At 73.4% G+C, this 25,800-nt stretch carries 26 protein-coding genes; 6 read left to right on the top strand and 20 right to left on the bottom strand.

Annotated features, from left to right (window positions below; genetic code table 11):
- Positions 1-105 precede the first annotated feature (105 nt).
- Positions 106-1,425: a glucuronyl esterase domain-containing protein gene (locus tag WIS52_RS06935; protein ID WP_349297284.1), complete on the top strand. Its 1,320-nt coding sequence runs from the start codon at positions 106-108 to the stop codon at positions 1,423-1,425.
- Between the two features lie 30 nt (positions 1,426-1,455).
- Here the strand turns inward: WIS52_RS06935 and WIS52_RS06930 are convergent, their stop codons facing one another.
- The 3 genes from WIS52_RS06930 to WIS52_RS06920 all read right to left on the bottom strand — a co-directional run bounded on the left by WIS52_RS06930 (position 1,456) and on the right by WIS52_RS06920 (position 3,642).
- The gene (locus WIS52_RS06930; protein ID WP_349297283.1) at positions 1,456-2,106 is read right to left on the bottom strand and encodes an SRPBCC family protein; all 651 of its coding nucleotides are present in this window, start codon (positions 2,104-2,106) and stop codon (positions 1,456-1,458) included.
- Entirely contained in the window at positions 2,106-2,450 is a 345-nt protein-coding gene (locus tag WIS52_RS06925; protein ID WP_349297282.1) for an ArsR/SmtB family transcription factor, read from the bottom strand. Before WIS52_RS06925 ends, WIS52_RS06930 begins: the two co-directional genes overlap by 1 nt.
- Positions 2,451-2,673: 223 nt before the next feature.
- On the bottom strand, positions 2,674-3,642 hold the full coding sequence (locus tag WIS52_RS06920) for an AraC family transcriptional regulator (RefSeq protein WP_349297281.1): 969 nt from the start codon (positions 3,640-3,642) through the stop codon (positions 2,674-2,676).
- 81 nt (positions 3,643-3,723) lie between these two features.
- Between WIS52_RS06920 and WIS52_RS06915 the strand changes: the two genes are divergently transcribed.
- The 4 genes from WIS52_RS06915 to WIS52_RS06900 all read left to right on the top strand — a co-directional run bounded on the left by WIS52_RS06915 (position 3,724) and on the right by WIS52_RS06900 (position 8,405).
- The gene (locus WIS52_RS06915) at positions 3,724-4,152 is read left to right on the top strand and encodes a pyridoxamine 5'-phosphate oxidase family protein (RefSeq protein ID WP_349297280.1); all 429 of its coding nucleotides are present in this window, start codon (positions 3,724-3,726) and stop codon (positions 4,150-4,152) included.
- A gap of 227 nt (positions 4,153-4,379) precedes the next feature.
- Positions 4,380-5,741 (top strand): guanine deaminase, encoded by a 1,362-nt coding sequence (gene guaD / locus WIS52_RS06910; RefSeq protein WP_349297279.1) that lies wholly within the window; start codon positions 4,380-4,382, stop codon positions 5,739-5,741.
- Positions 5,741-7,114 (top strand): MFS transporter, encoded by a 1,374-nt coding sequence (locus tag WIS52_RS06905; protein ID WP_349297278.1) that lies wholly within the window; start codon positions 5,741-5,743, stop codon positions 7,112-7,114. Before guaD ends, WIS52_RS06905 begins: the two co-directional genes overlap by 1 nt.
- A gap of 4 nt (positions 7,115-7,118) precedes the next feature.
- Positions 7,119-8,405, top strand: a complete 1,287-nt coding sequence (locus tag WIS52_RS06900; RefSeq protein WP_349297277.1) for a chloride channel protein — start codon at positions 7,119-7,121, stop codon at positions 8,403-8,405.
- Positions 8,406-8,473: 68 nt separating this feature from the next.
- Here the strand turns inward: WIS52_RS06900 and WIS52_RS06895 are convergent, their stop codons facing one another.
- Genes WIS52_RS06895 through fabG form a run of 17 tightly spaced genes read right to left on the bottom strand, consistent with a single transcriptional unit; the run spans position 8,474 to position 24,064 of the window.
- The gene (locus WIS52_RS06895) at positions 8,474-9,613 is read right to left on the bottom strand and encodes an ABC transporter permease (RefSeq protein ID WP_349297276.1); all 1,140 of its coding nucleotides are present in this window, start codon (positions 9,611-9,613) and stop codon (positions 8,474-8,476) included.
- A gap of 14 nt (positions 9,614-9,627) precedes the next feature.
- Complete coding sequence (locus WIS52_RS06890) at positions 9,628-10,803, bottom strand: ABC transporter permease (RefSeq protein WP_349297275.1); 1,176 nt, start codon at positions 10,801-10,803, stop codon at positions 9,628-9,630.
- Positions 10,804-10,808: 5 nt separating this feature from the next.
- Positions 10,809-11,747, bottom strand: coding sequence for an ABC transporter ATP-binding protein (locus WIS52_RS06885; RefSeq protein ID WP_349297274.1), 939 nt, complete (start codon positions 11,745-11,747; stop codon positions 10,809-10,811).
- Positions 11,744-12,751: a right-handed parallel beta-helix repeat-containing protein gene (locus tag WIS52_RS06880; RefSeq protein WP_349297273.1), complete on the bottom strand. Its 1,008-nt coding sequence runs from the start codon at positions 12,749-12,751 to the stop codon at positions 11,744-11,746. The genes WIS52_RS06885 and WIS52_RS06880 overlap by 4 nt, the downstream gene beginning before the upstream one ends.
- Positions 12,748-13,317, bottom strand: a complete 570-nt coding sequence (locus WIS52_RS06875; protein WP_349297272.1) for a holo-ACP synthase — start codon at positions 13,315-13,317, stop codon at positions 12,748-12,750. The genes WIS52_RS06880 and WIS52_RS06875 overlap by 4 nt, the downstream gene beginning before the upstream one ends.
- Complete coding sequence (locus tag WIS52_RS06870; protein ID WP_349297271.1) at positions 13,314-14,093, bottom strand: alpha/beta fold hydrolase; 780 nt, start codon at positions 14,091-14,093, stop codon at positions 13,314-13,316. The genes WIS52_RS06875 and WIS52_RS06870 overlap by 4 nt, the downstream gene beginning before the upstream one ends.
- Positions 14,094-14,110: 17 nt before the next feature.
- Positions 14,111-14,935, bottom strand: a complete 825-nt coding sequence (locus WIS52_RS06865) for a nuclear transport factor 2 family protein (RefSeq protein ID WP_349297270.1) — start codon at positions 14,933-14,935, stop codon at positions 14,111-14,113.
- Positions 14,932-15,399, bottom strand: a complete 468-nt coding sequence (locus WIS52_RS06860; RefSeq protein ID WP_349297269.1) for a holo-ACP synthase — start codon at positions 15,397-15,399, stop codon at positions 14,932-14,934. The genes WIS52_RS06865 and WIS52_RS06860 overlap by 4 nt, the downstream gene beginning before the upstream one ends.
- Complete coding sequence (locus WIS52_RS06855) at positions 15,396-16,304, bottom strand: ACP S-malonyltransferase (protein ID WP_349297268.1); 909 nt, start codon at positions 16,302-16,304, stop codon at positions 15,396-15,398. Before WIS52_RS06855 ends, WIS52_RS06860 begins: the two co-directional genes overlap by 4 nt.
- 9 nt (positions 16,305-16,313) lie before the next feature.
- Positions 16,314-17,189 carry an alpha/beta fold hydrolase gene (locus tag WIS52_RS06850; protein ID WP_349297267.1) on the bottom strand — a complete coding sequence of 292 codons (876 nt, stop codon included), beginning with the start codon at positions 17,187-17,189 and terminating at the stop codon, positions 16,314-16,316.
- Complete coding sequence (locus tag WIS52_RS06845) at positions 17,186-18,436, bottom strand: FAD-dependent oxidoreductase (protein ID WP_349297266.1); 1,251 nt, start codon at positions 18,434-18,436, stop codon at positions 17,186-17,188. Before WIS52_RS06845 ends, WIS52_RS06850 begins: the two co-directional genes overlap by 4 nt.
- Positions 18,433-19,164 (bottom strand): nitroreductase family protein, encoded by a 732-nt coding sequence (locus WIS52_RS06840; RefSeq protein ID WP_349297265.1) that lies wholly within the window; start codon positions 19,162-19,164, stop codon positions 18,433-18,435. The genes WIS52_RS06845 and WIS52_RS06840 overlap by 4 nt, the downstream gene beginning before the upstream one ends.
- Positions 19,161-21,446 carry a beta-ketoacyl-[acyl-carrier-protein] synthase family protein gene (locus WIS52_RS06835; RefSeq protein ID WP_349297264.1) on the bottom strand — a complete coding sequence of 762 codons (2,286 nt, stop codon included), beginning with the start codon at positions 21,444-21,446 and terminating at the stop codon, positions 19,161-19,163. The genes WIS52_RS06840 and WIS52_RS06835 overlap by 4 nt, the downstream gene beginning before the upstream one ends.
- 29 nt (positions 21,447-21,475) lie before the next feature.
- Positions 21,476-22,531: an aminomethyl transferase family protein gene (locus tag WIS52_RS06830; protein WP_349297263.1), complete on the bottom strand. Its 1,056-nt coding sequence runs from the start codon at positions 22,529-22,531 to the stop codon at positions 21,476-21,478.
- Position 22,532: 1 nt separating this feature from the next.
- On the bottom strand, positions 22,533-23,009 hold the full coding sequence (fabZ, locus tag WIS52_RS06825; protein WP_349297262.1) for a 3-hydroxyacyl-ACP dehydratase FabZ: 477 nt from the start codon (positions 23,007-23,009) through the stop codon (positions 22,533-22,535).
- The gene (locus tag WIS52_RS06820; protein ID WP_349297261.1) at positions 23,006-23,305 is read right to left on the bottom strand and encodes an acyl carrier protein; all 300 of its coding nucleotides are present in this window, start codon (positions 23,303-23,305) and stop codon (positions 23,006-23,008) included. The genes fabZ and WIS52_RS06820 overlap by 4 nt, the downstream gene beginning before the upstream one ends.
- Before the next feature lie 30 nt (positions 23,306-23,335).
- Positions 23,336-24,064 carry a 3-oxoacyl-ACP reductase FabG gene (gene fabG, locus WIS52_RS06815; RefSeq protein ID WP_349297260.1) on the bottom strand — a complete coding sequence of 243 codons (729 nt, stop codon included), beginning with the start codon at positions 24,062-24,064 and terminating at the stop codon, positions 23,336-23,338.
- 160 nt (positions 24,065-24,224) lie between these two features.
- On the opposite strand from fabG, the gene WIS52_RS06810 reads away from it, so the two are divergent.
- Positions 24,225-25,793 carry an FAD-dependent monooxygenase gene (locus tag WIS52_RS06810; RefSeq protein ID WP_349297259.1) on the top strand — a complete coding sequence of 523 codons (1,569 nt, stop codon included), beginning with the start codon at positions 24,225-24,227 and terminating at the stop codon, positions 25,791-25,793.
- Positions 25,794-25,800 lie beyond the last annotated feature (7 nt).

The following is a 25,800-nucleotide window of genomic DNA, read 5'->3' as shown; positions in this document are numbered from 1 at the left end:
ATGGGCGGGCGTCATCCGGCCGGTGGTGGGATTCCGTCACCCCATCCGGTCGTGCCGGGTCGAACGGCGTGTGGAGCGTGACGATCTCTGGGTACGTTCCGCCACATGCGTACCTCCCGTCACCACCACGGCCGTCCCGGCCGGTTGCGTGCGTTCGCCACGAACAGCCGCTCGGCGCTGCTCGTCACGGCCGCCCTCGCCGCCGGTGACGTGTCCCTGCCGCAGACGGTGCAGAACGCGGAGGCCTGCGGTCCGGTGTCGGGTGTGGAGCGTGGTCTCGTCGGCACGATCACCTCGCAGCTGTCCGCCCAGGAGCCGGCCGAGCCGCTCGTGTCGATCGGTGGCCTGGACGTCCCCAACCCGCTGCGGCTGGGCGACGGGAACTGCGCCGGCAGTACGGAGGTGTGGGAGGGCGTGCGCCGCGAGGAGCTGCTGGCCGACTTCCGGCAGCACGTCTACGGCGAGAGCCTGCCCGCCCCGGTCGAGCAGACCTTCGACGTCTCCGAGAACGACGCCGGCGGCGTGACCCGCAAGAACGTCGAGATCGGTATCACCGGCCCGGAGGGCAGCGGGAGCTTCGAGATGAAGCTCTTCGTCCCCGACGGCCAGACCCCGCGTGGCACGTTCCTGATGATCGACCACCGCGGTTCGGTCGGGGACGACCCGGGCGACTCGTCCGACTACGCCCCGGTCGGCAAGGTCACCGAGGCCGGGTACGCCTTCGCCCACATCGACGCGAACGGGATCGCGCCCGACGACAGCGGCAGCTACCGCGACGGCGTGATCGACCTGTTCCACCCGTCCGGGGAGGACCTGCCCGAGAACGCGGGTCGCACGATCAGTGCCTGGGCCTGGGGCGCCAGCCGGGCGATGGACTACCTGGAGACCGACCCGGACATCGATCCGGCGAAGGTCGCGGTGATCGGCCACTCCCGCAGCGGCAAGGCCTCGCTGTGGGCCGGGGCCCAGGACACCCGCTTCGCGGCGGCGATCACCAACAACTCGGGCTCGACCGGCGCGAAGATGGCCCGCCGCGGCGAGGGCGAGACGGTCTCGGCCATCAACGGCCAGTTCCCGCACTGGTTCCCGGAGACCTACCGGGAGTACAACGACAACGAGGACGCCCTGCCGGTCGACCAGCACGAGCTGATGGCGCTGGTCGCGCCCCGGCGGATCGTCGTCGGCAGCGCCACCGAGGACGGCAACGCCGATCCGCAGGGCGAGTTCCTGTCCTATGTGGGCGCCGCGCAGGTGTACGACCTCTACGGGCTGGGCGACACCGGCCTGCCCTCCGACGACTGGCAGCCCGATACCGACCAGGGTTTCCGCGGACCGGCGATGAGCTATCACCTGCGCTCCGGCGGGCACGGGCTGCAGGGCGCCGACTGGGACATCTACCTGGACGGGAACCTGTTCGAACGGTGACGCCGCGACCCCCCCCGTGGTCGTCGGGCGTCAGTGTGCGGCTCCGGTGAAGAACGCGACCGTCCGGTCGGTGCGGGCGCGCGCGTCGTCCGGGTCGAGGCCGCCGGCGACGATCGGCGCGAGCCAGGCCTCCCCGGCGGCGGCGAGGAAGGCGCGGCCCTCGGCGGAGGAGGCCCAGTCGTCGGACTCGCCGTGCGGGGTGCCGCCGTCGCCGAGGTGGTGCGCCAGGCCGACCATGGCCAGGTCCCAGCCGACCCCGGTGGCGGCCGGGCCGTACCGGAGCCAGTGGTGGTCGTCGGCGATCCGGTAGCGGTGGGTGAGCTCCAGGCGGGACCGGTCGTCGGCCTCGGGATGCAGCCGGACCTCGATCCAGCTCGTCTCGCCGCCGTACTCCCAGGTCGCGTCGAATGCGTACGGCGCCCGGCAGGCCAGGATCGTGCCGCCGGCCTGACCCTCGAGCTGGTATCGGCCGCCCTCGCGCAGGTCGCCCTCGACGGGGAGCAGCCAGCGGGCGAGGCGGTCCGCGGTGGTGCAGGCCTCCCACAGGTCGTCGACGTCGGTGGGGTAGGTGCGCGCCACCGTGACGCTGTGCAGGTCGGTGACACCGTGCAGGTCGGTGGTTCCGGCGGTGGGGCCGCCCACCACGCGTTCGGTCGCGTCGATCTCGCGGCGGATGTCCATCAGGTCTCCTTCTGGTCGTGGCGCCGGGCGCGCTTCCCGCGCGCGATCTCGGTGGCGAGGGCGTCGAGGTGTGGCTCCCAGAACCCGCGGAAGCGCCCGAGCCAGTCGTCGGCCTCGCGCAGCGGGGCGGCGTTCACCGAGTACAGCCGCCGCGTGCCCTCCGCGCGGACGGAGACGAAGCCCTGCTCGCGCAGGACCCGCAGGTGCTGGGAGACCCCGGGCTGGGAGATGCCGAACTCGTCGCCGACGACCGCGCCGAGCCCACCGGCGGGCTGCTCCCCGTCCGCGAGGAGCTCGAGCAGCCGGCGGCGGACCGGGTCGCCGAGGACGTCGAGCGCGTGCACGGCGGGACTCTCTCAGTGAAAACTAATATAAGTCAAGAATTAAGCTGGCGAGCGCTCCGTGTCCGTTCCCGCACCCCGGCGGGGCAGGTCGCACGTACTGCAGCCGGTGCGGGGGCGACGCCAGGGTGCGGGAACGGTGCCGGGGTGCGCCGGGCGCGCCGCCGTGGGGTCGACGCTTGACCGGTACGTGATCCCGCGGCTCGCGCGCCGTCTCCGCTCCACGTCAGGCCCGGCTCGCTACCTCGAGCACGGCGTCCCCGTCCAGCGATGAGCGCCGGAACGCGCTGGGGGTCACGCCACGGACCCGCTTGAACGCCGCGCTGAACCCGAAGGCGTCGGCATAGCCCACGGCGCGGGCGACCTCGGCGATCGTGGCCGTCTCCCGCCCGGCGAGCAGGTCCGCCGCCAGCGTCATGCGCCAGTGGGTCAGGTAGGACAGCGGCGGTTCCCCGACGCGGTCGCCGAACCGCTTGGCCAGCGTCGCCCGGGACACCCCGGCGCGGGCGGCCAGCGAGGCGACCGTCCACGGCGCCGCCGGTTCGGCGTGCAGCAGGCGCAACGCCTGGCCGACCACCGGATCCCGGTGCGCGGTGTACCACGCGGGCGGTGTGCCGCCGGGCCGGTCGAACCACTCGCGCAGCGAGCACACCAGCATCCAGTCCAGCAGCCGGTCGAGCACGACCTGCTGACCCGGCTCGTCGACCGCGACCTCCGCGGCCAGCAGGTCGCGCACGGCCCCCGCGGTGCCACCGGGCCCGACCCGCAGCACGCCGGGCAGCGCGTCCAGCAGCCGACGGCCGATCTCCCCGCGGACCGGGTACGCGCCGACGACCAGCGTCGTCGCGCCTGCGTCGTCCTCGGGCGCGGGGTCGTTCCAGCCGAGCCGGTGCGTGGTGCCGCCCAGGTCGGGGACCGCGCAGAACTCGCCGCAGTCGACCGGCTCGGCCGTCGTCCCGATCTCGTCGACGAAGGAGAATGCGGCCGGACCCCGCACGATCACCGTGTCGCCGGGGGAGAGGTGTTCGGGCGGACCGCCCTCGGCGACCACCCACCCGGCCCCGTCGATCACCGTGCACAGCGTCAGCGGGGCGCCGTCCACGAAGCGCAGCGACCAGGGCGCGGTCAGGGTCGAACTGCCGAACAGCGAGCCCTGGGCGCGCACCCCCCGGAACAGGTCACCGAAGGCATCCACCCCGCCACGGTAGACGATCGGACAGGTGAACCGGCTCCTCGCCCATGGATTCGTCCGGACCGTCGCGGTGGAATGAGTGCCATGACCACCGCGACCAGCACCCTGACCGACGACGACCTCGCGTTCCTCGCCCGCCCGCTGCACGGGTTCCTGACCCTGGCCGAGGGGCCGCAGCCGCCGCAGCCCCGGCCGGTGTGGTTCGAGGCCACCGCCGACGGGACGATCCAGCTGTTCACCGAGCCGGACGCGCTGAAGGTGCGGCGGCTGCGTCGCGACCCGCGCGCGTCGATCGTCGTCGCCGCCCCGGTCGGTGAGCGCGAGCGCTGGGTGTCGGTCGCCGGGCGGGCCACCGTGGAGGCCGACGGTGCCAACGAGCTGGCCGCCCGGCTCGCCGCCCGCTACTGGGACCTCGACGATCCGACCCGGGCCGCGGATCTCGCGGCGATCCAGGCCGGTGAGCATCTCCGGGTCGTCCTCCAGCCGGAGTCCGTGCGCCGGCTGGTCTTCTGAGGACGCACGGTTCCGGCTGCATCCCGACACCCTCCCGACAGCGTCCGCGAGCTGGACCGGACGACGTCATGATCACCCGGGCGGGATGCGTCGCCTGAGTGGTTCGTCCCCGCGGCAGCAGGTGGGCTCACCCGCATCAGGTGAGCCCGCCGCGTCGTCCCGGCTCCTAGCGTCGCCGGTCCGGCAGGCCGACAGCCGGTGACCGACGACCACCGGGGGCGGTGCCGATGCAGGCTGATCCGACAGGCGGGACGACGGCTGCGGCGATCCGCGGCCACGTCGTCACGCTCACCGGCGACCCCTTCCTGGAGGGCTCGGAGAACGTCCTGGTCGACGAGCCGGACGGCCTCGTCCTCATCGAGGACGGCTTGATCACGGGGGTCGGACCGTACCCGGCCCTGCGCGACCGCGTCCCGGACGGCGTCGAGGTGGCGCACCACCCCGGTTCGCTGATCACCGCCGGGTTCGTCGACACCCACGTGCACTACGTCCAGACCGAGATCGTCGCGGCGTTCGGCGCCCAGCTGATCGACTGGCTGAACACCTACACCTTCGTCGAGGAGCAGCGCTTCGCCGACCCGGCGCACGCCGCGGCCGTCGCCACCTCGTTCTTCGACCAGCTGGTACTCAACGGCACGACGACCGCGCTGACGTTCTGCGCGACCTACCCGGCCTCGGTCGAGGCGTTCTTCGCCGAGGCGACCCGGCGCAACATGCGGATGATCGGCGGCAAGGTCCTGATGGACCGCAACGCCCCGGACGGCCTGCTCGACACCGCCGAGCAGGGCGCGCGCGACTCCGAGGAGCTGCTGCGGCGCTGGGACGGCACCGGCCGCAACCACTACGCGATCACCCCGCGGTTCGCGCCGACCAGCACGCCGGAGCAGCTCGCCGCCGCCGGGGAGCTGTGGAAGTCCCATCCGGACGCGTTCGTGCACACCCACGTCTCGGAGAACCGCGGCGAGATCTCCTGGGTGCGGTCGCTGTTCCCGGAACGGGACGGCTACCTCGACGTCTACGACCACTACGGGCTGCTCGGCCGGCGCGCGGTGCTCGCGCACGGCGTGCACCTCACCGGGCAGGAGCGGCGCCGCTGCCACGACACCGGTACCGCGATCGCGCACTGCCCGACGTCGAACCTGTTCCTGGGCAGCGGGCTGTTCCACGTGCGGCAGGCCAAGGACCCGCACCACCCGGTGCACGTCGGGCTCGGTACCGACATCGGGGCGGGGACCAGCTTCTCGCTGCTGAACACGATGGGGGAGGCCTACAAGGTCGCCGAGCTGAACTCCTACCCGCTCGACGCGGTGAAGGCCTTCCACCTGGCCACCCTCGGTGGCGCCGAGGCCCTCGACCTGGCCGGCCACATCGGATCCGTCGCCGTCGGGAAGGAGGCCGACCTGGTCGTCCTGGACCCGCGGGCGACGGCGCTGATGGCCGAGCGCAGTGCCCGCGCCGGGTCGGTGCAGGAGCTCATGTTCGTCCTGGCGGTGCTCGGCGACGACCGCGCGGTCGAGGCGACCTACGTCGCCGGGGAGCTCGCGCACAGCCGGGACAGGACGCGAGAGATCGAGAGGACGCAGCCCTGATGTCCACCGCACACGCCCACTACGTGCACGCGGCGACGGGCACCGCACACCGCGCCACGACGACGACCACCCCGGCGCCGACCGCCCCGGCCGACCGGGGGCCCTCGCCGGTCTCCCGGCTCGGCGGCCCGGAGGCGCTGCTGATCTGGACGCTCGCCACGGTGTTCGTGGTCTGGCTGTTCTCCCTGCAGACCGGCTACGGCATCGTGTCGCCGGACATCCAGCAGAGCGCCGGGTTGTCGGTCGCCCAGATCAGCCTGGCCGCGTCGGTCTACACCTGGGTCTTCGCGATCTGCCAGTTCTTCTCCGGATCGCTGCTGGACCGCTACGGCAGCCGGCCGCTGATGACCGTCGGCGTCGCGCTGGTGACCATCGGGGCGTTCCTGTTCGCGGGCACCACCGGGTTCGGGTCGCTGGTCCTGGCCCAGGCCGTGATGGCACTCGGGGCCGCGTTCGGGTTCGTCGGGGCCGGCTACATCGGCGGGCACTGGTTCGAGCCGGCCCGCTACGGGCTGATGTTCGGGCTGGTGCAGACGTTCGCCTCGCTCGGCTCGGCGGTCGGTCAGCCGGCGATCGCGGCGATGCTCGGCGTCGTGACCTGGCAGCAGCTCCTCGGCGGGTTCGGCGGGCTCGGGGTGCTGCTCGTCGTGCTGTTCGCGATCTTCGTGCGGAACCCGGACACCCCGGCCGAGCGGGCCGCCCGCGCGGGCGCGCACGGCAACGTGTTCGGCGAGATCGTCCGCGACCTCGGTCGCTGCTTCACCACCTGGAACGTGAACCTGGCCGCGCTGATGGCCGGTGCGTCGTTCGGCACCATGCTCGCGCTGGGCGTGCTGTGGGGGCCGCGGGTGATGGAGGCCCGCGGCGCCGGGCCCGGTTTCGCCGCCGTGCTGACCGCCGCCGCGTGGCTGGGCCTGGCGGTCGGCGCGCCGCTGGCGAACGTGGTGTCCAACCGCTGGAACAGCCGGCGGATGCCCGCCGCGGCCGGGACCCTGCTGCAGGCCCTGGCCGTGGCGCTGGTGATCTACCTGCCGACCGCCTCCAACGGGGCGTCGATCGTGCTGATGTTCTGCGTCGGCCTGTTCGCCGGGGCGCACATGCTGGGGTTCACCGTCGCCGGCGAGTCGGTGTCCGGAGCGTTGATCGGGAGCTCGGCGGCGATCGTCAACGGCGTCTGCTTCATCATCGGCGGGGTGCTGCAGGCGGTGCCCGGCGCGCTGCTGCCGGAGAACCCGACGCTGGACGACTTCCGCGCGGCGCTCTGGCTGATGCCCGCCGTGCTCGTGCTGGGCGCGGTCGCGGCGCTGCTGATGCGCGAGCCACGGCCGGCCACCGGGGTGGGGGAGCAGGCCACTGCCGCCGCCACGTCCTGACCCGATGACGGCCGCGGGGCCCGGCGCGACCGGCATCGCCTACCTGCGCCTGGTCGGGCTGGGGGCGCTGATCGGGATCCCGGCCGCGCTGGTCGCGGCACTGTTCCTGGCCGCCGCGCACGCGGTCGAGCGCCTGCTGTGGGACGACCTGCCCGCGCTGCTCGGGCAGGACTCCCCGCCCTGGTACCTGGTCGTGGGCCTGCCGCTCGCCGGGGCCGCGGTGACGCTCGCGGCCCGGCGGCTGCTGCCCGGCGGCGGCGGCGAGTCCCCGTTGGACGGTCTCAGCGCGACACCCGTCCCGCCGTCCTACGCCCCGGGCATCGCGCTCGCCGCGCTCGGCGCGCTGGCCTTCGGCGCGGTGCTGGGGCCGGAGATGCCGCTGATCGCGCTCGGGTCGACCGTCGGCACCTCGGTGGCGGCCCTGGTCCGGACGGCGCCGGCCGGGCGCGGCGTGCTCGGTACCGCCGGATCGTTCTCGGCGATCTCCGCCCTGTTCGGCGGCCCGCTGGTCGCCGGGATGCTGCTGGTCGAGGGCGGTCTGGCGGCCGGCGCGGCACTGCTCCCGACGCTGCTGCCCGGGCTCGTCGCCGCCGCCGTCGGGTACCTGCTGTTCACCGGTCTCGGCGACTGGGGCGGGCTGGACCGGACCGCGCTCTCGGTGCCCGGCCTGCCCGACTACGGCGGGGTGCACCTGCTGGACCTGCTCGTCGCGATCGTGGTCGGAGTGCTCACCGGGCTGCTCGTCAACGGGATCCGCCTGGCCGCGGCCCGGCTCGCGGGCAGGGCCGGGGCCGGGACAGCAACGGGAACGGGGGCACTGCTCGCTGCCGGTCTGGTGACCGGGCTGCTCGCACTGCTCGCCGGCGCGCTCGGCGCCGAACCGCGCGACGTGCTGTTCTCCGGGCAGGCCGCGATGCCGGGGCTGGTCGCGGAGACCTCGATCGGTGTCGTCCTGGTCGTGTTGGTGGCCAAGGGGATCGGCTACACGCTCTGCCTCGGCGGCGGCTTCCGCGGCGGCCCGATCTTCCCGGCGATCTTCCTCGGGATCGCGCTGGCCATGCCCGCGGTGATCGGGCTGGGGGTCTCGCCGACGCTCGCGGTCGCCGTCGGCACCGCGGCCGGGATGGCGGCGTCCACCGGCCTGCTCATCTCGCCGGTGCTGTTCGCGGCCCTGCTCGTCGGCTACGCCGGCCACGATGTCGTGCCCGCGGCCGTGCTCGCCGCGACCGCGGCCTGGCTGACGCGGGCCGCGCTGAACGGACGGGCCGGCTCGGACGCTGCGCGCTCGTGAGTGCTCGTCGCGGTCGGAACCGCGATGACCACCACCCACGAGCGCGCACCGCCTACACGGTCCAGCGCCTACACGGTCCGCAGCGCCCGGCGTCCGAAGGCGTAGACGGCGATCCCGAGGATCGCGACGGCCATCCCGGCCAGCACCAGCGCCTCCAGCCAGACAGTGCCCAGCCCTGCGCCCGGCCGGGTCGCGGCGAGCAGGCCGTCGAGCGCCCAGGCGTGCGGGAACAGGTAGCCGATCGTGGCCATCACCTCGCCGGCGGCCTCCCGCGGCCACAGGCAGCCGCCGAGCATGCCGAGCACGGTGCCCAGGATCGGGCCGATCGCCGGCGCCTGCGACGGGTTGTCCACCAGCGCCCCGACCAGCATCGCCGCGCCCGTGGCGATCAGGCAGAACAGCCCGACGATCACCGCGACGACCACCGGCGAGCCCCAGCTCACCCCGAACAGCAGCGCGCTCACCGAGATGATCAGCACCGCCTGGACGGCGGCGACCAGGAACCGGCTCACCGCCTCACCCATCAGCACCCCGGCCTTGGTCACCGGGCCGGCGACGGCGCGCCGCACCATCCCGAGCCGCTTGCTCTCCACCAGCGCCGCGGCCACCGCCATCGAGTTGATGAAGGTGAACAGCAGCAGGTTGGCGGGTGCGGTGTAGGCGAACCCGGTCGGTGTGCCGTCCTCGGCGCCCGAGTTGGTGATCGCGACGGCGCCGCCGTCGGCCTGGGCGTTCGCGACGTACTGCGCGGCCTGCTCCGGGGTCGCCCCGGCGGCCTCGGCGGCCCGGGTGGCCTCCTGGATCGCGGCGACGTGCCCGATCGCGACGTCGATCTCGCCGCGCGCAGCCAGCCCGCTGCCGCTGGCCTGCGACATCACCAGGTCGAGCTCGGTCGCCCCGGGCGGGATGATCAGCCCGGCGGCCAGGCCGCCGCGGCGGACGTCGGCGCGCAGCGTGTCGCCGTCGTCGACCCGGGCCACCTCGAGGCTCGGGCTCTGCTCGAGCCGCTCGAGCACCGCGACGGCGACCGGGTCGGCGTCGTCGGCGACCACGCCCACCGGGATCTTGTCGTCGCCACCGCCGATCGCCAGACCGACGAACAGGATCACCACGAACGGCATGACCACCATGAAGAACATGCCGACGCGGTCGCGGACCTGACGCTTCAGGTTGGCGACGACCAGGGCGGCGATCGGCCGGGGCCTCATGACAGCAGAGCCCTTCATGAGAGCAGTCCCTTCCGGAGACGCAGGGCGGCGAGGACGCCGGCGACGGAGCCGATCCCGAACAGGACGAGCGCCGGCACGACGACGGTGCCGATCCCGGCCCCGGCGGCCAGCTCGGTCAGCCCGGCCGAGATCCAGCCGTTCGGGGTGATCAGCGACAGCGACTGCAGGAAGTCGGGCAGGTTGTAGACCGGGACGATGCTGCCGCCGAGGAAGGCGAACACGAACGCGACGGCGAGGGTGTAGCCGTCGGCCTGCGAGTCGGTCTGCGCCCGGCTGGCCAGCAGCATGATGATCATGGTGGCGGCGAAGGCGTGCCCGAGGATCAGCGTGAACACCCCCAGCGGGTCGCCCCAGGTGATCCCGAAGATCAGCACCGAGGACAGCCAGGTGGCGCACATGCTCACCAGCGCCAGGCCGAACCCGACCATCATCTTGCCGACCACCGGCGTCCAGCCCGGGATCGGTGCGGCCCGGATCCGGGACAGCGTCCCGAGCCGGCGCTCGACGAGCAGGCTGCGCGCCGAGGCCCCGACGACGAAGAAGGCGAACATCGCCGCCATGCCGGAGCCGTAGTACATCGCGAGGTCCACCTGGCCGCCGCTGACCGGGTCGTCGGCCAGCGTCAGCGACGGGCCGGCGGCGCCGTTGGCCTCGACGAACTCCTGCACCTGGTCACCGGGCACCCCGGCCTCCAGCGAGGCGCGCACGGCGTAGGTCCGGGCCTCGACCAGCGAGGAGATCCGGTCCACCATGGACCGTGCGACGACGCCGGCGAGCGGGGACTCGTCGGACTCGATCACATTCACCGAGCCGCCGTTGCCCTCGCCGACGCTGTCGCTGAACCCGGCCGGGAACAGGATCGCCGCGCCGGCCGCGCCGGAGTCGACCGCGGCCTGGGCGGCGGCCTCGTCCGGGTACTGGGCGAAGGTCAGGACGTCGCGCAGCTCCTCGGTCTGCAGCGCCTCGCGCTGCACGCTGGCCGGGAACTGCCCGCCGTCGTCGTCGACGATGCCGATGGTGGCGGTCAGGGGTGGGTCGTCGTCCCCGCCGAGGGCGAAGCCGAACAGCGTCGCGAGGACGATCGGGGCGACGACGGCGACGAGCAGAGCCGTGCCGTCGCGCAGTCGGGCGGCCAGTTCCCGGCCCCCGACGACGAGGAGGGGTCGCATCAGCCTCAGTCCCGCAGGGTGTTGCCGGTCAGGTGCAGGAACGCGGCCTCGAGGTCGGGTTCGACGACCTCCACGCCGGTGACGGCCGCACAGCTCGACGCCGCGGCGATGATCTGCGGCAGCAGGTGGCGGCTCCCGGTGGCGACCAGCCGGACGGTCTGCGACCCGGCGGCGACGGCGGACTCGACGCCCTCCAGGGCGCTGAGCTTCTCCACGGTGGCCGTGACGTCGCCGTCGATCACCAGCTCGACCTTGTCGCTGCCGCCGAGCTCGGCGACCAGCTCGCGCTTGCTGCCGTCGGCCATGATCTTCCCGTGGTCGATGATCCCGACCCGGGTGCAGACCCGCTCGACCTCCTCCATGTAGTGCGAGACGTAGAGCAGGCTCATCCCGTCGGCGACCAGCGCCTCGACCCCGTCCAGGATCGCGGTGCGGCTCTGCGGGTCGACGCCGACGGTCGGCTCGTCGAGCACCAGCAGCTGCGGGCGGTGCAGCAGCGCCGCGGCGATGTTGGTGCGGCGCTTCATGCCGCCGGAGTAGGTGGCGACCTTGTCGTTGCCGCGGTCGACGAGCCCGACCAGGTCCAGGACCTCCTCGACCCGGGTGCCGAGCTCGCGCCGGGGCAGCCCGTAGAGCCGCCCGAAGAAGGTCAGGTTCTCCCGCGCGGTCAGCTCGGGGTAGAGCGCGATGTCCTGCGGCACGAATCCGATCAGCTGCTTGGCCGCGCGCGGGTCGGTGGCCATGTCGAGGCCGCCGACGGTGACCGTGCCGGCGTCCGGCGGGAGCAGGCCGACCAGCATCGAGATCGTCGTCGACTTGCCCGCGCCGTTCGGGCCGAGCAGGCCGTAGGCCTCGCCGGCCTCGATCCGGAACCCGACGTCGTCGACGACGGTGCGGTCGCCGTAGCGCTTGACCAGGTTCTCGCACACCAGTGCGGCGGTCATGATGTCCCCTCGGAAGTGCCGATCGTGTTGTCGCACAGGTGTGCGGCGTCCGGGTCGACGTCGATGTCGGCCGGACTGTTGTCGCGGATGATATTCCGTTCGACCGAGATGTCCGCCGGGTCCGATCCGCCCCAGTCGGCTGACGAGCCGACGACGAGTGCGGCGCCCATCACGCTGAAGCCGCCCGGGTGGTTGCCGGTGATCCGGTTCCCGGTCACCGTGACCCGCTGGACCCCGATCATCGCCAGGCCGATCCCGGACATCGGCGGGCCGGCCGCGCCGAGCGTCTCCGGCTCGTCGTCGATACCCGCGGACAGCCCGTTCCCGGTCAGCTCGCAGTCGGCGACGGCGCAGTCGGTCACCCCGCCCTCGGGCTCGCCGGGGTAGGTCTGGTGCAGCATCAGCACCCCGGCCGCGTTGCCGTGCGCCCGGACCCGGCGCACCCGGGTGCGCGAGGAGTTGTCGACGAACACCCCGTAGGCGTTGCCGGAGGTCTCGCAGTCGGCGACCTCGCAGTCGGATCCGTGGCAGAACGCCAGCGCGATCCCGGCGTAGCGGCTCCCGCTCGCCCGGCAGTCCCGCACGTCCAGGTCGGTCGACTCGCGCAGGTAGATGCCCCAGACGGTGTTGTCGGCGGCCTCGACGTCACGCAGGTGCACGCCGCGCACGGTGTGCGCGTAGAGCGCCGCGCCGGAGAATCCGCGGATCGTCAGGCCCTCGACGGCCACATCGGACACCCGGTGCGCGACGACGCCGTGGTCGACGGCGTCCGGGGCGTCGTGCAACGGCGGGACGTCGCTCGCGGCGACCCTCCCGGGCACCAGCTCGGTCCGGCCGGCGCCCGCGCCGACCAGCCGGGCGCCGGAGGGCAGCACGACGCCGCCGGGGTAGCTCCCGGCGCGCAGCTGCACGGTCCGCGCGCCGGCGTCGAAGGCGGCCTGGATGGAACCGCCGGGGTCGATGACGGTCGCGTCGACGCGCTCGGTCGGGGCCGGGGTGGTCATGAGGTCGGTCCTTCCGCTGCGAGTGCGAGGGGGGTCGGTGCGGGGACGAGTACCGCGACGGCGACCAGGGCCGAGTCCCGCAGACCCCACCGGGCCGCGCCGGCCACCGCGTCCGATCCGGCGGTGAGACGGGACCGCGCCGCGGCCGCGCTCGCGCCGCGGACCGCGTAGGCCAGCGGGGGGCCGAGCTCGACGCCGAGCCCGGCCGCGAGCGCACGCGCCGCGCCGTCGGACAGGGCGCCGGCACCGGAGAGGAGCGCGTCGGCGTCCGGGGGCAGGACGCCGGCGTCGCCGGACAGCGCGACCGGCCCGGCCGCCGCGAAGTCGTGCCAGCTGAACCCGGCCGGCCGGCCGCCGACCGCCTTGACCAGGCTCTCCTTGACCGCGACGCCCGCCGCGACGGCGAGCACCGGGTCGGGGTCCAGCGGATGCTCGCCGGCGGCGAGCACGTGCCGGGTGTAGACGGTGCCGTCGCGGTCCAGCGCGCGGCGGACCCGGTCCACCTCGAGCACGTCCACGCCGACCAGGACCGGCGCGGCGGCGAGGGGGACCTGGGCCGGGATCATCCCGCGACCCGCTCCAGGAACCGCAGCAGGTGCGCGTCGTAGGCGTCGGGGGCCTCGATCATCGGGATGTGGCCGCACTCGGGGACGCCGACGAACTCGCCGTTGTCCTTGCCCGACACCATCTCCTCCCACGGCTCCGGCGGGGTCATGCGGTCGTGCGCGCCCCAGACGTAGAGCGACGGGCAGCCGACCTGGTCCATGGTCTTCTCCACCGGGTAGCCCTGGGTGGCCCGGAGGCTGCGGGCGACCGAGAGCATCGCCGGCCCGGTCGACAGCGCGGAGGCGACCATGTCGATCTGCTCCTGGGTGAACAGCGGGTCGCCGTGGAACAGCGCGCCGAGCATCGCCTTCTGGAACGCCGGGCCGGACGGCAGCACGCCGGAGCGGCGGTCGACGCTCAGCCCGACGTCCGGGTCCGGGGTCAGGCCGGGCGCCCCGCTGAGCACGACGCCGGCGATCCGGTCCGGGTAGCGCGCGGCCAGGTCGAGGCCGACCAGCCCGCCGAGCGAGTTCGCGCAGACCACGAGCCGGTCGGCGTCCGCGCACGCCTCCATGAACACGTCGCCGAGCCGCTGGATCGAGCCGGTGATCCGGCTCTCCAGCCCGCAGATCGGCTCGACGGTGCGCAGCACCGGCCAGCCCTGCGCGGTCAGCGCCTGGAACTGCCGCTCCCACAGCCAGCCGCCCGCGAACAGCGCGGACATGAACGCGACCGTGGGGCGGCCGTCGTCGCCGGGCTTGTGCTCGACGCTGAACTCGGAACCTACATCCGGCATGGGAGTACTCCTCGTCATCAGAACAGGGGCTGCGCTTCCGGCCGGCGCCCGCAGTCGCAGGCCGTGCCGGCGGCCGTCATCGCGGCGCAGTCCGGGCAGCGGCCGTAGTGCGACTCGCGGACCGGGGCCCACACGCCGGTGTAGGCGCCGGTGCACAGGCCACCGCGGAAGAACTTCCGCATGGCCCGCTGGTGCGGCCGGGCGTGCACCGCCCGGACCGACTCCGGCCTGTCGAACGCGGACAGGGTGTACTTGCGCGAGCCGATGTCGAGCGTGGCGGCGCCGAGGAACCCCGACGACGCGCGCAGGCTCTTCACGATCTCGACGCTGAGCAGGTCGACCTCGGCGCTCTCGGCGTCGTCGCGGACCTCCAGCCAGGTCAGCGTCAGTGCCCCGGGCTCGCCGGGTCTTCCGGGGGTGCGCGAGGAGACGCCGAACGCGGTCTCGCCCTGGGTGTCCGCGGGCACGAAGCGGGGGGACTGGCCGAGCGCCTCGGCGACCGCGAGCCGGTCGAAGCTCCGGCGCACGACGACGCCGCCGGCGGTCGGGGTCAGCACGTCGACGCCGTCGACGACGATCTCGCCGCCGGTGGCCGGGATGCCGAGGTAGGCCCCGCGGTGCGCGGCGGTCAGCCGCCAGGTCAGGACCGGACCGTGGCGCTCGAACTCGAACTTCCCGGGGAAGCGGGCGAGGAACACGGCCGCGTGCCCGGCCAGCGCGGTCCCGGAGACGGGCCCGCCGGTGTCCGGGTCGGTGAACGACGCGCACGCGGCGGCGACCGCGTCCGGGTCGCCGTCGCTCCACGCCGCCAGGTAGGCCTCGATCGTCGAGTCGTCGATCATCGTGCGTCCTCCTCCAGGGCGGGGCCGGTCACGGCGACGGCGACGGCGAGGTCGTCGGTGTGGCTGATCGAGACCCGGACGGTGCTCGCGGGGTCACCGGTCAGCGGGGGGTGCAGCGTCACCCCGGGTGGGTGGCCGTGGCCGCAGGCGGTGTCGCGCGCGCACGTCGGAGTGGGCCGGGGGAGCACCTCGACGGCCCCCAGCGCGGTGACACCGGGTTCGACGCCGAGCGCCCGCAGCACGGCCCGCTTGGCCGCGAGCCGTCCGGCCCAGTGCTGGAGGGTCCGGCCCGCGCCGCTGCGCAGGCGCTCGGAGCGGGAGAAGACCCCGTTCACCGGCATCGGGGCCACCAGCGCCGCGGGATCGGTCAGGCCGCCGTAGGGCACCACCGCTCCGCCCCAGGCGCCGGCCCGGTCCGCTCCGACCGAGCCCTCCGCCGGCCCCGCCCCGCCCCGCGCGTTCATCCGGCGCGCACCACCTGACGCAGCGCGGCCGGGTCGGCGAGGCTCGCGCACCGCACCCCGACCCCGCGCAGCAGCCCGCTGAGCACCTTCGAGTCGCCGACCTCGACGCACCGGTCGGCGCCGGTCAGGTGGCCCATGGTCTCGGTCCACCGGACCGGGGCGGTCAGCTGCTCGATCAGCGCGGTGCGCAGCACGCCGGCGTCGGTGGTCGGCTCCGCGGTCGTGTTCGGGACCACCGGGACCCGCGGCGCCGCCATGGGAACCGCGGCGACCGCCTCGGCCCACGCCGCGGCGGCGGGCTCCATCAGTGGCGAGTGGAAGGCGTTGCCGACGCTCAGCGGCACCACCTTCCGCGTCGCCGGGTCGGCACCGGCCACATCGGACAGCCGTTCGATCGCGCGGAACGACCCGGAGACGACCGTGTGGTCCGGCGCGTTCGCCAGCCCGACGACGAGCGGTTCGTCCGGTGTGGACACCTTCGCGGCCCACGTCGCGACGACGTCGGGCCTCGGGCCGAGGACCGCGGTCATCCCGCCGTGGTCGGGCACGCCGGCCATCAGCCGCGACCGGACCGCGACCAGTTCCAGGGTGGCGTCCACGTCGAGCACGCCCGCCGCACACAGCGCGCTGAGCTCGCCGACGCTGTGCCCGGCGACCAGGTCCGGGGAGACGCCGCGCTCGCGCAGCACCGCCAGCGCGGCGAGATTGCAGCTGGTCACCGCGAGCTGGGCGACCTCGGTGGACACCAGGCGGTCCAGCGGGCCGCGAGTGCAGAGCTCCGCCAGCGGGATCCCGAGCACCTCCTCGGCGCGGGCCAGCACGGGCGAGGCGACCGTGTCGCGGCGCAGCCAGCCGCCCATGCCGACCCGCACGGTGCCCTGGCCGGGGAAGACGAATGCGATCACGTCGACCCCCTACAGCCGGCGACGCCGGGTGGGGATGGCCGCGGGCTGCTCGCTGCCGAGGAAGTCGACCAGCAGCTTGCTGACGATCTCGGGCTGGTCCAGCGGGATCCAGTGGCTGGCGTCCTCGACGCGCTCGTAGCGCCAGGTGCCCTTGACGAACTTCTGCGAGCCCGTCATGCCCTCCTCGAGCATCGCCTGGTCACCGGTGGACCAGACGCCCATCGTCGGGGACAGCACCGGCGGGAAGTTGCTCTCCACCCGCAGCTCGGCCTCGGGGGAGCGGTTGGCGCGGTAGTAGTTCAGCGCCGCGGTCAGCGCGCCCGGCTTGGCGAGCTCGCGCGGGTAGCGCTGGTAGTCGCCCTCCTTGCCCATGATCTCCTTGAACAGCCGCCAGCCGTTGCGGCGCAGCAGCTGCTCGGAGACCCCGGGGAACTGGTAGAAGAGCATGTACCAGCTGGCGCGGCGCTGCTCGAGCGACGGAGTGGAGAACACCCCGGGGTGCCCGACGGACAGCACCACCAGGTGGTCCACCCGGCGCGGCATGAGGAACGCGTACATCCACGCGATCGCCGCACCCCAGTCGTGGCCCACCACGTGTGCTTTCTGGATGCCGAGCTTCATGGTCAGCGCGACGATGTCGTTGACGATCGTCCGCATGTCGTAGGCCTCGGCCTCCTGCGGCTTGCTCGAGCCGCCGAAGCCGCGCAGGTCCGGGGCGATGACCCGGAAACCCGCCTCGACCAGCGGGTCGATCTGGTTGCGCCACAGGTAGTGCGAGTCCGGGAAGCCGTGCAGCAGCAGCACCGGGTCGCCCTCGCCCTTGTCGACGTAGGCGATCTCGATGCCGTTGACCTCGACCGTGTCGGTCAGCAGGCTGTCGCTCATACCTTCTCCCTGAACAGTCGCTCGGCGAAGAACTCGCTGAAGCCGAACTCCGGCACGTCCTCCGGCGGGACCATGTTCAGCAGCCCGGTGACCTGGGCCGCGAAGTTGTCCGCCATCAGGTCGCGCACCCGGCGCCGCCGCTCGGCCGCCTCCGGGCCGAACTCGCAGTGCAGCTTGGCGATGATCCCGGCGCCGAAGTGCAGCCGGTCCATCCGGAACTTGCGCTCGGCGAGGTAGGGCTCGAACGCCGGCGGCGACCAGTCGTCGGACTCCAGGAGGATGTCGCAGACGGTCCGGGTGTCGCGCAGGCTGCAGGACAGCCCGGTGCCCAGCACGGTGTCGGCGTTGCCGGCCTCGTCCCCGACGAGCACCACGCCGTCGGTGACGATCGACTGCTCGGGGAACATCGACACCGACGGCCACACCTTGAGCGGGCCGATCGGCTTCGCGGCCTTGTAGACGTTCTCGCCCCGGTCGGGCAGGCAGTCCAGCTCGAAGTCGCCGATGAACGTCTCGACGCCCTCGGGCCCGCGGTAGCGGTGCTTGTTCTTCGTCGGGAAGTTGATGTAGAGCCGCGCCGTCCCGTCGCCCTGCGGGAAGACCATGAACATCTTGTCGGCCTCGGTGCCCATCGCCTGGACGTCCATCGGCCAGTCGTCGATGCCCTCGACCCGCAGCCCGCCGCCCCAGTGGTGCACCGAGGTGGCCATGCTGACGCCGATCTGGCGGCCCACCGTGCAGCCGCGGCCGGTGGCGCCGATGACCATCCGGGCGTGCAGCTCGACCTCGCCGCCGTCCGCGCCGGTGTACCGGACCGTCGGTGCGATGCCGTGGCTGACCTGCATCTTCTTGATGCCCATGACCACGGTCGCGCCGGTCTCGGCGGCCTGCTCGGTCATCAGCTCGCAGACGGTGTGGTGCGGGAACGAGAGCGGTCCGCCGACGCCGGGCACGAAGCGCGTCATGTCGACGGTCTCGGCGGTGTGCGGGTCGTCGGTGGTCTCGTCCCACTGGGTCCACTCGCGGATCTCCCAGGCGCCGCCGAGCCCGAAGGCGTCCTCGACGCCGAGGTGCTGGGCCTCCCGGACCCCCCACGGCGCGATCCACTCGCCGCGGACGATGTCGGTGTAGGTCTCCTGCTTCTCCAGCATCGTGACCGACAGTCCGTTCGCGGCGAGGTACGCCGCGGCCGAGGCGCCGGAGATCCCGCCGCCGACGACGACGACGTCGGTGTGCTCGGTCCTCATGCCTCCCACCTCTCCCAGTAGGTGCGGTCCGCGGCCGGGTGGCGCTTCGCGGGCCGGAAATCGGTCCCGATCGTGTAGGCGACCGGGATCAGGCAGATCTGGCTCACCCCGGCGGGGATGCCGAGCAGGTCGGCGACCAGGTGCTGGTGCGGCAGGTGCAGGCAGGTGATCGTGGAGCCCAGCCCCCGGCTGCGCAGGGCCAGCTGGAACGACCAGATCGCCGGGTAGATCGATCCGTAGAAGTTGCTGGCCCGCAGCGGGCCGATGCTGGCGCCCTCCTCCCACGTGCCGACCAGCCGCTTGCCGCTGAACGAGCCGGCCCACTGCCGGTCGATCTCACCGATGTCCGGCGGCTTCCCCAGCACGCACGGCATCACCAGCACCGGCACCCGGGCCAGCGACTCGACCAGCGCCGCCGCGGACTCGTGGTTGCGCCGCGCGGCCGGGTCGGTGCGGCGGCGCCCGGAGCGGGCCCACACCTCGCGCTCGTGGAAGCGCCAGGCCTCGTAGGCCCAGGCCGCGATCTGCTTGCGTGTCTCCGGCTCGGTGATGACCAGCCAGCGCCACTTCTGCTCGTTGTTGGCGGTCGGCGCCTGCATCGCGACCTCGAGCGCGTCGGTGACGACCTGCCGGGGAACGTCCCGGTCGAGGTCGAGCCGCCGGCGTACCGACCGGGTGGTGGTCAGCAGCCGGTCGGTCTCGGCGAGATCGAACGGGGCGGCCGTCACACCGACTCCAGCAGCGTCCTGCCTCGCACCGAACCGTGGGCGGCGCTCAGCACCAGTGCCTGCCGCACCGGGCCGTCCAGCGTCGGCTTGTCCACGTAGGACTCGGCGGCGCCGGCGTACGGGTCGGTCAGGCCGGGCAGTGCGGTGACCACGCCGTCGCGCACGGCCAGGGCCGCGAGCGCCAGGTTCAGCGCGCCGGTGGCCGACCCGCAGTTCCCGGTCAGTCCGGTCGACGCGGTGAGCGCCGTGCCGGGCAGCGCGTCCAGTACGGCCGCCGCCTCGTCGGCGTCGGCCGCCACGCCGGTCGCGGACCCGATCACCAGGTCGACGTCGCCGGAGACGCCGCGCAGGACCCGGTCGAGCACCTCGCGCTCGCCGTCCGGGCCGAGCCCGGCGTGCGTGCCGGAGGCGACCTTGCAGTACGGGGTGGCCCCGCGGGCGGCGGCGTGCTCGGCGGACTCGACGACGATGGCGACCGACGCCGAGCCGCGCGGTGCCGGTGCCGAGGCGCGGTCGTAGGGGGTGACGCCGGTCAGGTCGCCGGCCTCGCCGGGTGCGGTGTCGTCGGCGGCGACGACCACGACCACCTCGGCCTTGCCCGCGCGGATCGTCTCCACCGCGCAGTCCAGGGCGATCGAGGCCGACGCGCCGCCGTTGCAGATCGTCGTCGTCGGGCCGCGCAGGCCCAGGGTCTGGCAGACCGCGCCGCCGGTGGCGTTGAGCACCACGTTGGAGAAGCTCAGCACCGCCGGCTTGTTCGGGTTGGCCAGCACACTCTCGTCGAACCCGCCGGAGGCCTCGACCGAGCCGGCCGCGGTGGCGAAGATGAGCCCGACGTTGTCGCTGTCGGAGCGGGACAGCTTCAGCCCGGCGTCCTCCCAGGCCAGCCGGGAGGCCGCGATGGCCATCTTGGACAGCGTGTTCATGTGCCGCCACAGCGAGCGCGGCGCGTAGGTGCGGCCACCCAGCTCGGGTGCGCCCGCCGAGCCCTGGCCCGCGGTGATCGCCTCCGCGACCTCGGCGATGCCGGTGCCCACCCCGGTGACCGGGCCGAGCCCGGTGACGACCACGTCCCGCTGCGGCATACCGGTGCCGGCGGTGCCCTCGGTGTAGTCGACCGACTCGCCGGGGCTGCGCAGCACCAGCGCGGCGTTGTTGCCGCCGAAGGCGTAGTTGTTCGACACGACCGTCTGCATCGGCATCGGCCGGGCCGTGTTCGGCACGTAGTCCAGCGTCGCGGCCTCGACGGTCTCGTCGGTGAAGCCGATCGTCGGGGGAGCGGTGTCGGTGGTCAGCGCCAGCACGCTGGCGACCGCCTCGACCGCGCCCGCGGCACCGAGGGTGTGCCCGATGAAGGACTTGATGCTGCTGGTCGGCACGGTGGCGGCGCGCTCGCCGAACACCGTGCGCATGACCTTGCGCTCCATCGAGTCGTTGGCCGGGGTGCCGGTGCCGTGCCCGTTGACGTAGTCGATGTGCTCGGCGCCCAGCCCGGCGTCGGCCAGCGCGCGGCGCATCGCGCTCACCCCGCCGCGACCGGTCGGGTCGGGCGCGGTGGCGTGGTAGGCGTCCGCGGACAGGCCGTAGCCCGCGACCTCGGCCAGCGGGGTGCCGCCCCGCTCCAGGACCCGGTCCAGCGGCTCGATCACCAGGAAGGCCGCGCCCTCGCCGAGGTTGAGCCCGTCGGAGTGGCTGTAGGGCCGGCACGGGTTCGTGGCCAGCGCCTGCAGCCCGGCGAAGCCGGCGTAGGTGCCGAACTGCAGGGGGTCCACCCCACCGGCGAGGACGACGTCCGCCTCGCCGGTGAGGATCTTGTCCTTGGCCAGGCCCACCGCGTTGCCGCCCGCCGCGCAGGCGGTGGAAACCAGGATGCGCGGCCCGAGCATCCCGAACCGGCCGGCGACGACGTCGCCGGTGGTGTGGATGGCCTCGTAGGCCCCGGACGCGTCGGTGGTGGCCTGGCACTTGCCGAGCACCAGGCCGAACCGGTCGCCCTCGACGGAGTCACCGTCGAGCCCGGCCTGGCCCAGCGCCTGGCGGGCCGCGACCAGGGCGAGGCGCGCGGTCCGCTCCAGTCCGGTGTCGGCCTCGGGGAGCTGATCGGTGATCCACTCCTCGGGCACCTGGCCCGCGTAGCGGGCCTCGAACGCCGCGAACCGCTCGTCGGCGATCGCGGTGATCCCGCTCTCGCCGGCGGTCAGCCGCTCCCAGAACTCCCCGGGGTCGCGGCCGGCCGCACAGATGACACCGAGCCCCGTCACGACGACCGTGCGCTGCGCCATGGTCCGTCTCCTCCTCGCTGCGAGGCCGATCAGATGATCGGCGTGCTCCACGACTTCGGCGTGATGTACGGGCTGGTCAGGGTGGTCGCGTCGGCCTCGTCGACGGTGAAGGTCAGGCCGGCCGACGCCAGGTCGGCGGGCACCCGGAGCAGGCCCAGGCCCGAGCCGAGACCGACGCTGTGCACCGCGTGCACGACCTCGCCGACCGTCTCGCCGTCCACCGTCACGGCGGTGCCGGCGGCGGGGACGCCCGTCGAGGTGAAGCCGACGGTGCGCAGCCCGGCCGGGGCCTCGAACGCCGCCTGCACCGCGTCGCGGCCGACGAACTCGGCCTTGGTGATGTCGACCAGCCAGTTCGCGCCCATGGTCAGGACGTCCGCGTCGCCGGCCTCGTGGTGCACCAGCGGCTGGCGCACCTCGAGCATCGCCAGCTCCAGGGCGTCCTGGCCGGCCGGGGTGGCCTCGGCGGCCGCGGCGTCCCACAGCTTCTGCGCCTCGGCGCGCGGCACCATGACCTTGTAGCCGTACTCGCCGGTGGCGCCGGTGCGGGCGAACAGGATCGGCACGCCGTCCCACTCGGTGTCCACGACGGACTCGAACGGCAGCGCGGCCAGCTCCGAGTCGATCAGGCGGCCGACCACGCCCCAGGCGTAGGGACCCTCCAGGGAGAACAGCGTCGACTCGCCGGAGCGGTCGGTGAGCTCCACGGATAGGTCGCCGACCTGGCCCTGCAGGTGCTCCAGCAGCCGTCCGCCGCCACCGACCGAGCTCTCGACGAGCATGCCGGTCTCCCGGCCCCAGACGACGACCTGGTCGATGACCAGGCCGGCCTCGTCGAGCACCAGGCTGGTCATGCAGCGCTCGGCGGTCAGGTACTCCACGTCGCGGGCGAGGACCTTCTGGGCGAAGTCGACGGCGTCGTCGCCGGCGATCTCGATGACGCGCGAGCCGGACAGGTCCAGCACGGCGGCCCGCTCGCGGATCGCGGTGTACTCCTCGTCCAGCGTCGAGTAGGTGCGTACCACGGTGGACTCCGCGACCGTGCCGCGCTGGGCCGAGTCGGGGTGGGAGATCGGGGATTCCATGTCAGGCCTTTCCGTGTGCAGGGTCTGCGATGCTCAGTGCGCCCTCGGCCGCGACCTGGCCGTCGACCTTGGCGCTCACCTTGTACTCGCTGATGCCGCCGCCCCCGGCGGTCCGCTCGGCGGTGAGCACGAGCCGGTCACCCGGGAGCACGGGGCGGCGGAAGCGGATCGACCGCACCCCCGCCAGATAAATGATCTTGGTTTCGTCCGCTCCGCCCTCGAGTGCGGAGACCACGCCGGACAGCTGGGCCAGCGCCTCGATCATCACGACGCCGGGCAGGACGGCCTGGTCCGGGAAGTGGCCCTGGAACCACAGCTCGGTGCCGGCCACGTTCTTCGTCGCGACGGCGCGCTTGCCCGGTTCGACCTCGTCGACCCGGTCGAGCAGCAGCATCGGCCACCGGTGCGGGAGGATCGCCCGCACCTCGTCGTGGGTCAGGCCGGTGCGGACCTTCTTCGCGGGAAGGGTTGCGGTCACGCCGCGACCCCGGCGCCGGCCCGGGCCGGGTCGACGTGCGTGGCGAGCCGGGCGACCGAACCGAACACCGACATGTCGCTGTCGTAGAGCGCGACGCCGAACTCGGCCTCGATCGCCACGTAGAGCTCCAGCACGTCGAGGCTGTCGAGCTCCAGGCCGCGGCCGAACAGCGGCTGGTCGTCGGTGATCCAGTCCGGCTCGATCGGCAGGTCGAGCCGGGACACGATCATCTTCTTGATCCGGTCGCAGGTCTCCTTGCGGGCCGCGGCGGTGGCGCGAAGGTCTTCGATGGTCACGGGTGCTCCCTGTCGGGTCGGTGGGACTGCTCAGCTCAGCCCGCCGCCGTTGGCGACGATGGTGGCGGCGGAGATGTAGGAGGCCTTGTCGGAGGCGAGGAAGGTGACCGCGTGCGCGACCTCTTCCGGCTCGCCCATGCGGCCGATGCGGATACGCGACGCGTAGTCGTTGCGCAGCTTCTCCGGAATGCCCTTGATCATGTCGGTGCGCACGAATCCGGGCGCGACGACATTGACCCGGATACCGTGCGGGGCGGCCTCGTTCGACAACGCCTTCGCGAACGCGATGATGGCGCCCTTCGAGGCGACGTAGTTGGTCTGCCCCGGGAATCCGCCGTCGATCCCGCTCGACGAGCTGACGTTGACGATCGCGCCGCGGCGCTGGTGCTGCATGATGCGCATCGCCTCGCGGCAGGCGAGGAAGGTGCCGCGCACGTTGATGTCCATGGTCTCGTCGAAGACCTCGGTCGGCATCATGATCAGGTGCTTGTCCCGGGTGACCCCGGCGCTGGTGACCAGCACGTCCAGCCGGCCGTGCTCGGCGCGCAGGGCGCGGAACATCTCCTTGACCGCGGCCTCGTCGGTGACGTCGGCGTGTGCGGTGCTCGCGCTGCCGCCGGCCGCCTCGATCTCCGCGACGACCTCCTTGGCCTTCTCCTCGGACCGCGAGTAGTTGACGACGACGTGCACCCCGTGCGCGGCCAGATCGAGCGACACCGCGCGGCCGATACCGCGTGAGCCGCCGGTGACCAGAGCCACTGCGCCCTCACTGAACATGGTCGTCCTCCGAAGTGTCGCCGTATCGCAATATCGTTCTCAGGTTGTGCGGGACGGACGTTATCGGCGGGCTATTTCGGTCTCTTATCCGTCGGTTATCCATGGGTCCGACCGGCATTGACCCCTGCGACGGGAATGGATGATGCTGGATCCCGTGATCGAGGTCGACGTACTGATCGTGGGGGGCGGGCCGGTCGGGTTGGCGACCGCCGTGGAGTGCTCGCGCAACGGGCTGACGTGCCTGGTCGCCGAGCGCCATCCGGGCACCTCGATCTTCCCCAAGGCCCGTCTGATCACCACCCGGACCATGGAGCTGGTGCGGTCCTGGGGGCTGCAGGACGCGGTCGAGCGCGCCGGGCTGCCCCGCGAGGACAGCCTCGCGGTGGGGGTGGCGTCGTCGCTGCTCGCCGACGACTTCCACCGCGCCGCCGCGTCCATCGAGGACGACGCCCCGCACAGCCCGACGTATGCCTACATCTGCGCGCAGGACGAGTTCGAGGTGATCCTGAAGGCGCACGCCGAGGCGCAGCCCGGCGTCGACGTCCGCTTCGGCACGCGCGCGACGATCCCGGTGCAGGACGCGGACGGGGTCACCGCCGAGCTCTCCACCGGCGAGACCGTGCGGGCCCGCTACTGCGTCGCCGCGGACGGCGGGCGCAGCCCGATCCGGCGGTCGCTGGGCATCGAGGTGGACGGGCCGCCGCCGATCGGCCACATGGTCAGCATCATGGTCGAGGCCGACCTGGCGCCGCGCCTCGAGGGCCGCCGCTGCGCGCTGTACTTCATCCGCGGCGAGGTCCCGTGCGCGGTCGAGGCCGTGGACAACCGGCGCTGGATGGTGCAGAGCGGCTTCGAGCCCGACAAGGGCGGCAGCGTCGACGACTTCACGCCCGAGGTGTGCGTCGAGATCGTGAAGGCCGCGGTCGGCGACCCCGAGCTCGACGTGCGGCTCATCGGGATCATGCCCTGGCTGCAGCAGACCGTGACGGCGCGGTCGTACCGGTCGGGGCGGATCTTCCTGGCCGGCGACTCCGCGCACGTGTCGACCCCGCAGGGCGGGTTCGGCATGAACTGCGGCATCCAGGACGCGCACAACCTGGTCTGGAAGCTCGCCGCGGTCCTCGAGGGACGGGCGGGGGAGGGGCTGCTCGACACCTACGAGGCCGAGCGGCACCCGATCGGCGTCTGGACGGTGGCCGAGAGCCTGAACAACGCGATGATCACCTACGCGATGATGGAGGGGCAGCTGACGCTGCAGGAGTCCATCGAGCAGCAGGCCGGCCGGCGCAGCTCGGAGGGGCTGGTCCTGGGCTTCTCCTACGACTCCGCCGCCGTCGTCCCGGACGGCACCCCGGCGCCCGCGCCGGCGGACCCCTACAAGACCTTCGTCCCGGCCGCCCGGCCCGGGCACCGGGCGCCGCACGTCCCGCTCGCCGAGAACCTGTCCACTCTGGACCTGCTCGGTCCGGGCTTCACCCTGCTCTGCCCCGAGGGCTCCGGCTGGCCGGCCGTCGAGATCGACGGAGTCCGCGTGCGGGAGGTCCCCGGCGAGGCGTGGGCCAAGGAGTACGAGATCGGGTCGGACGGCGCGGTGCTGGTCCGGCCGGACGGGCACGTCGCCTGGCGGGACGCCGGCGGTCCGGCGGACGCCGCCGTCCTGCGTGGGGCGCTGGACCGGGTGCTGGCGCGCCCGTCGATCCGACGACCCTGAGCGCGGA

The sequence above is a fragment of the Pseudonocardia nematodicida genome (genome assembly GCF_040105385.1).
Lineage (GTDB): Bacteria > Actinomycetota > Actinomycetes > Mycobacteriales > Pseudonocardiaceae > Pseudonocardia > Pseudonocardia nematodicida.
Note: the sequence above shows the minus strand (reverse complement) of the source record. Positions and strands in the feature narration are given on the sequence as shown.